This is a genomic window from Streptomyces sp. NRRL F-4489, assembly GCF_001509485.1.
Taxonomy (GTDB): Bacteria; Actinomycetota; Actinomycetes; order Streptomycetales; family Streptomycetaceae; genus Streptomyces.
Window position 1 is genome coordinate 1 of record NZ_LLZI01000132.1, and the last position, 2,962, is coordinate 2,962.

2 protein-coding genes are annotated in these 2,962 nt (G+C 75.8%); both read left to right on the plus strand.

All coding sequences use genetic code 11. The features are described 5' to 3' along the window. Positions 1 to 142 precede the first annotated feature (142 nt). Positions 143 to 1,468 carry an MFS transporter gene (locus tag ADL22_RS12865; RefSeq protein WP_066977429.1) on the plus strand — a complete coding sequence of 442 codons (1,326 nt, stop codon included), beginning with the start codon at positions 143 to 145 and terminating at the stop codon, positions 1,466 to 1,468. Continuing rightward, positions 1,468 to 2,962, plus strand: a 1,495-nt coding sequence (locus tag ADL22_RS12870; protein ID WP_066977433.1) for an FGGY-family carbohydrate kinase, incomplete at its 3' end; no start/stop codon positions are given. The genes ADL22_RS12865 and ADL22_RS12870, both read left to right, overlap by 1 nt.

The following is a 2,962-nucleotide window of genomic DNA, read 5'->3' on the forward strand; positions in this document are numbered from 1 at the left end:
CCCCCCTTGACCCCCTTTTCCCCCCGGCGTTTGCACCCCCGCGTCGCCCCCCGCCCCGCGGCCCCGCCCCCCCCCCCGCCGGCCCGGACCCACCCCCTCCGCACCCGCCGCGGACCGTCCACCGCCCACAAGGGGAGCTTCGATGACGAACCCTCCGCCGCCCGCGCCCCGCCGCGCGCTCCTGACCCGCCTCGGCATCCCGCCGACCCTCGCCTGGGGCTACCTCGGCCTGCTGCTGTTCATGATCGGCGACGGCGTCGAGTCCGGATACCTCTCGCCCTACCTCATCGGCCGCGGCATCCCCGAATCCCGCGTCGCCCTGCTCTTCACCGTCTACGGCATCGCCGCGGCCCTCGCCGCCTGGCTCGCCGCCGTCCTCGCCGACCTGTGGGGCCCCCGCCGCGTCATGGGCTGCGGCCTCGCCGTCTGGACCGCCTTCCAGATCCTCTTCCTCACCACCGCCCTGCCCCTGGCCAACTACCCCCTCATGCTCCTCGCCTACGGCCTGCGCGGCCTGGGCTACCCGCTCTTCGCCTACGGCTTCCTCGTCTGGATCGCCGCCGTCACCCCCCGCGCCCGGCTCGGCACCGCCATGGGCTGGTTCTGGTTCGCCTTCACCGGCGGCCTGCCCACCCTCGGCTCCCTCACCGCCGGCGCCCTCATCCCCCGCATCGGCGCCTACGCCACCCTCTGGGCCGCGCTCGCCCTCGTCGCCGCCGGCGGCCTGACCGCCCTGCTGCTCGTCCGCGACCGGCACGGCGCCCCCCGCCCCCGGACCGCGGGGGAGGGGCCGCTCGCCGCCCTCGCCGGCAGCGTCACCATCCTGTGGCGCAACCCCCGGGTCGGCGCCGGCTCCCTCGTCCGGGTCATCAACACCGCCTCGCAGTTCGGCTTCCTGGTCATCCTCCCCGTCCACTTCACCACCACCGTCGGCTTCACCCTCACCACCTGGCTGCACCTGCTCAGCGCCATGTTCGCCACCAACATCGCCGCCAACCTGCTGTTCGGCGTCCTCGGCGACCGCCTCGGCTGGCGCCGCACCATCGCCTGGTGCGGCGGCGCCGGCTGCGCCCTGAGCACCCTCCTGCTCTACTACGTCCCCACCGCCGCCGGACCGAACGTCCCGCTCGCCCTCCTGGTCGCCGCGTTCTACGGCGCTACTCTGGCGGGATACGTACCGATATCAGCGCTGATGCCCTCGCTGGAACCGCGGCACAAGGGCCAGGCACTGGCGGCCCTCAACCTCGGCGCCGGCGCCAGCACCTTCGTCGGACCCGCCGTCGTCGCCGCCTTCGCCGGGCCGCTCGGCACCGAAGGGGTGGTCTGGATCTTCGCCGGGATGTACGCGGTGAGCTGCGCCCTCACCCACTTCCTGAAACTCCCCGGCGCGCCGGACCGGGCCGCCCCCGCCCACCCCGCCGCCGCCCCGCACCCCACCCCTGCCCCGGCGGGAAAGGACCTCCGCTGATGTCCGTCCTCACCATCGACGCCGGCACCACCGTCATCAAAGCCGTCCTCTTCGACGACCAGGGCCACGAGACCGCCGTCTCCCGCGTCACCACCGACGTCCTCCGCCCCCACCCCGGCTGGGCCGAACAGGACATGGACGCCGTCTGGCACGCCGTCGTCCGCACCGTCCGCGACGTCCTCACCGGCCGCACCGACCCCGTACGGCTGCTCTCCTTCACAGCCCAGGGCGACGGCGCCTGGCTCGTCGACGACCGCGGCCGCCCCACCGGCCCCGCCCTCCTCTGGTCCGACGGCCGCGCCGCCGACCTCCTCACCGCCTGGCAGCGCGACGGCATCCTCGACGCCGCCTTCCGCCGCAACGCCTCCCTCACCTGCGCCGGCATGCCCAACGCCCTCATCGCCTGGCTCGCCACCCACGACCCCGACCGGCTCGCCCGCTCCGCCACCTGCCTCACCGCCGCCGGCTGGCTCTACCTCCGCCTCACCGGCATCCGCGCCGCCGACGCGTCCGACGCCTCCGCCCCCTTCCTCGACCACACCACCGGCGACTACGACCCCGCCGTCCTCGACCTCTTCGGCCTGACCGGCCACGCCCGGCTGCTCCCCACCGTCCTCCCCGAGGACCGGTGCGTCGCCGACCTCACCCCCGCCGCCGCCGGCCAACTCGGCCTGCCCGCCGGCCTCCCCGTCGTCATGGCCCCCTACGACATCGCCGCCACCGCCCGCGGCACCGGCACCGTCAACCCCGGCCAGGCATGCAGCATCCTCGGCACCACCCTGTGCACCGAAATCGTCCGCACCGGCCTCGACACCACCGGCGAACCCGCCGGCATCACCATCGCCCACCACGGCCCCGACCACCTCCTGCGCGCCTTCCCCACCCTCAACGGCGCCGAAGTCCTCACCTGGGCCGCCCGCCTCCTCCACCTCCCCGGACCCCCCGACCTCGCCCGCCTCGCCTTCCGATCCGAACCCGGCGCCCGCGGCCTGACCTTCCTGCCCTACCTCTCACCCGCCGGCGAACGCGCCCCCTTCCTCGACCCCGGCGCCCGCGGCACCTTCTGGGGCCTGACCCTCGACCACACCCCCGCCGACCTCGCCCGCGCCGTCTTCGACGGCCTCTCCCTCGTCCTCCGCGACTGCCTCGACGCCGCCCGCACCGACGCCACCGAACTCCGCCTGTGCGGCGGCGGCGCCAACAGCGACGCCTGGTGCGCCCTGATCGCCGACGCCACCGGCCTCCCCACCGCCCGCTCCGCCGACACCGAGATCGGCGCCAAGGGCGCCTTCCTCACCGGCCTCGTCCGCACCGGCGCCGCCCGCGACCTCCACCACGCCGCCGACACCTACGTCCGCATCAGCCGCCGCTGGCAGCCCGACCCCGCCCGCGCCGCCTTCTACGCCGACCTCCACCAGGACGCCCGCACCTGGCGCACCCTCGCCCGCACCGCCGGCTGGCGCGCCCCCACCACCTGGCGCCCCGGCCCCGCCC